The organism is Streptomyces sp. NPDC093801 (assembly GCF_040701585.1).
Lineage (GTDB): Bacteria > Actinomycetota > Actinomycetes > Streptomycetales > Streptomycetaceae > Streptomyces.
In genome coordinates this window covers 1-3,291 of the sequence record NZ_JBFBDP010000098.1, presented here as the reverse complement: position 1 = coordinate 3,291, position 3,291 = coordinate 1, and the positions used below count along the sequence as shown (strand labels likewise).

The 3,291-nt window shown below is 71.6% G+C and carries 3 protein-coding genes; 1 reads left to right on the top strand and 2 read right to left on the bottom strand.

Annotation, left to right across the window (positions count from 1 at the left end; all coding sequences use genetic code 11):
- Window positions 1-96: 96 nt before the first annotated feature.
- Both AB0469_RS40960 and AB0469_RS40955 read right to left on the bottom strand, forming a co-directional pair.
- Window positions 97-1,452, bottom strand: coding sequence for a hypothetical protein (locus AB0469_RS40960; RefSeq protein WP_366456697.1), 1,356 nt, complete (start codon window positions 1,450-1,452; stop codon window positions 97-99).
- A 161-nt stretch (window positions 1,453-1,613) separates the two neighbouring features.
- Window positions 1,614-2,441 (bottom strand): S1 RNA-binding domain-containing protein, encoded by an 828-nt coding sequence (locus AB0469_RS40955; protein ID WP_366456696.1) that lies wholly within the window; start codon window positions 2,439-2,441, stop codon window positions 1,614-1,616.
- A gap of 345 nt (window positions 2,442-2,786) precedes the next feature.
- On the opposite strand from AB0469_RS40955, the gene AB0469_RS40950 reads away from it, so the two are divergent.
- Window positions 2,787-3,206, top strand: a complete 420-nt coding sequence (locus tag AB0469_RS40950) for a hypothetical protein (RefSeq protein WP_366456695.1) — start codon at window positions 2,787-2,789, stop codon at window positions 3,204-3,206.
- Window positions 3,207-3,291: the final 85 nt, after the last annotated feature.

The following is a 3,291-nucleotide window of genomic DNA, read 5'->3' as shown; positions in this document are numbered from 1 at the left end:
GCGGCGGCGGGGGCGGGCCCGGGGGGCCCTTTTTGGGCCCCCCTCAACCCCCCCCCCCCCCCGGCAGGAGCACCGGCACCCCGCGGCACGGCGGTGTCAGAGCGTCGGCTCGGCTTCGAAGGTGCCTGACCAGAGCGGCACGAAGCGTTTGGGCTCGCGCCGCTGGAGGAGTTGAAGGGCTTCCTCCACCCGGCCGAGCACGATGAGGTGGCCGGCCAGGAGCGTGGGGTGGGCGGCTCCGTGGGCTTCCAGGACCGCGACGGCCTCCTGGATCCGGCCCGACTCGGCGAGGAGGTCGGAGAGGGTCCAGGCCGCAGACCAGGTGTCGCCCTCGGGATGCGCCCGCGTCAACCCGATCCCCTCGTCGAGCAGGCCTCGGGCGGCCATGAGCCGGAGCCGGAGCACGAAGAACTCCCACTCCTCCCGGCCGCCGCGGCGCGCGGAGAGGGCGTCGAGGTAGGCCAGGCCGTCTGCGGCGCGGCCGTGGTCGGCGTAGCGGGTGCACAGCGTGTCGACGACCCGGTCGTCCGGGTCACCGAGGGAATCCGCGAGGGTGCGCATCACCTCGATCGCCTCGTCGCCCCGGTGCCGACGGCCCAGGAGGCCGGCCAGGGCCACCGCCGCTTGGACCCGGTCCGCTCGTGAGTCGTCCGGCTGCCGGTACACGGCGATGGCACCATCGATGTCGCCGCGCTCCTCCAGCACCTCGGCGAGGCACCGTGCGGCGTGGCCATGGGGATCCGAGTCGGCGTAGGCGCGCAGTTCCTCGATCCGGTCCTGCCGCGCCAGCAGGTCGGCCAGCTGGTCCCGGGCGTTGACGGAGCTGATGTGCCGGGTGTGCAGCAGGGCGATCGCCTCGTCGACCCTGCCCTGACGCTCACGGACCGCGGCGAGCAGGCCGATGGCCGTATCCGGATCGAGGCCCCGGCAGCACCACGGGTCCTCGCACCGGTGCCCGACGGGGATCCGGGCGGCCAGCAGCGGGGCGATCTCCTCGTCCCGCCCGGCTCCCTCCGTGACCTCGACCAGAGTGGAGGCGAGACCCGGGTCCTCGATTCCGGGGATCAGGCGCGCGACGGCTTCGTCGAGGCGTCCGTGCCGGGCGAGCAGGCGGGCGAGCAGCTCGAGTTCGAATCCCCCGCTCCGCGCGTGCGGCCGAACCTGGGCGATCGCCTCCTCCGCCCGCCCCCACTGCTCCAGCAGCTCCACTTGGGCGCGGACGGCCGTCCACCATCCCGTGGCGGCGTAGGGGGCGAGGACGTCCAGCGCTTCCTCCTGCCGCCCCCTGTCCCCGAGCACCAGTGCCCACTCCCGCGCGCAGAACCACTCCCCGCGGCGGGCCCGGCGTTCCACTTCCTCTTCGTGGCCGAGCTCGAGGAGCCGAGAGACCACGGTCGGGGGGACGATGCCGGAGAGCGTCCGGGCACGGTGGTCAAGATCTGCAGGGTCCATGGCAGCGCACTCTGACCGCCGTCCTGGCGGGACTGCCGACGCCCCCGGCCCACCGCACTGTCCTCGATGCCCCGGAACTTTTGTCCGCGGACAAAAGTCAGCAGCCGCGGCACCGTCGGCCGGTCCGGCAGCCACCCCTCCCCCACGCTCGGCTCCGGCTCCTACCTGGACCGCAGGGCATGTCGGAGGGAGAGGGAGAGCCTGCGTCGTGAGCGGTCCACTTCCCTCGCGACGACCGTGATCTCGTCACCGACCTGAACGATCTCTTCCGGGGCTTCGACAGGTGTCGGTCCGAGGTCTCGTAGGTGGACCAGCCCCTCGATGCCGTCGGCGACCCGGACGAAGGCTCCGAACGGGACCAGCTGGGTGACCCGACCTTGGAGCCTCTCCCCCACGGCGATGGCGTCAGCGAACGCATGGAAGGGGTCCGGTTCCATGGCGCGCAGGGACAGCCGCGCCTCTCCGTTCGTGGTGTCGAAGGCGAGGAACGTGCACGAGATGCGCTGCCCCACCGCCACGACGTCGGTAACCGCGTCGAAACGTTGCCAGGACAGCTCGGGGATCGTGATGAACCCGACGCCGGGGTAGACCGGGTGGGCAGGGCCGTCGTCCAGCGCCACGAACACACCGAACCCCTCGATCCGGGCGACCCTGCCAGAGAGCACCTCTCCGGCCCGGAGTGACGTCAGGAACGCCCAGAGCTCAGGATTCTCCACCGCGGCCATCGACAGCCAGGCGCACCCTTGATCGAGGTCGACGGCAATCACCTCAGCAGTGATCCGCCGGCCGACCTGCACGGCCGAGGCCACCGACCAGCGCCAGGAAACGTCCAGTGACCCCACACGCCCTAGTGGGCGTGTGGGGAAACCGTCCGGGGTCACCGACACCCCCCGCGCTGACACCTCCGCCACTGTCCCACTGCACAGGTCGCCGACCTGCATCGCGGTCAGAAACCTCAAGCACTCTCCGTCGTCCGCCATCGCGTCCATATCGCCCAGCGTCTCATCGGGTGCCCCCTCCGCGATGTGTCAGTGGTGGTGCTGACCGCGGACGTGTCTTGGTGGTGGCCCGACTTTTGTCCGCGGACAAAAGTCGGGCGCGGTCGCCGCCGCGTACCGGGCGAACATGCCCGACCTCGACCGACGACGGTCGGTGAAGCATGGAGCCTGCGCCGAAGACGACGATGACGCCTCCCCTTGGTTTTCCGCCCCGCTGATCGGGGAGGCTGGCGGCCCGTTGATCTGCTTCCCCATACGCTGGAGCATGGCCGACGAGGCATCCGCCCACGCAGCGGGAGTCGCTGCGTCTCTGGGCCTCAACTGAGACGAGTCACCGTGGAGGACTCCGTGGGCCAAGGGCTTCGTGACTGGATCGCCGCGGCGGATTCTCCGGCCTGGTCCGTGAGAGCCGCCGCAGGGCGGCGGCTGGCGGCAGTGCCCCGGATCGAGGGCGTTGCCGGTGTCCTGCACCGTCTCCTGCTGGACGGTGAAGACACCGGAGTGACCTCGGATACCGCGGCGGCCCTGCTGGCCCGGAGGGATCTGGCCGGACTGCGGGCCGTGCTCTCGGCCCGTGCGGTTGCCTCGGACGAGGGGACCGCTGATCAGCTCGGGGCGGAGCTCGACTGTGACCCGCGCTGGGCGACCGGAGAGGATGGGGACGAGTTGATCGCGCAGCTTCGAACGCTGGCATCGTCGGACCCGGACCCCGAGGTGCGGAGCGAAGCCGCGCTGCGACTTTCGCGCCTGCGCTGACCGGACGGGCCGCCCCCCTCCCGGCGCGGGCGAAGCACCGGCCCGGCCGAGGGCAGCGAGAGCCCGACTTTTGTCCGCGGACAAA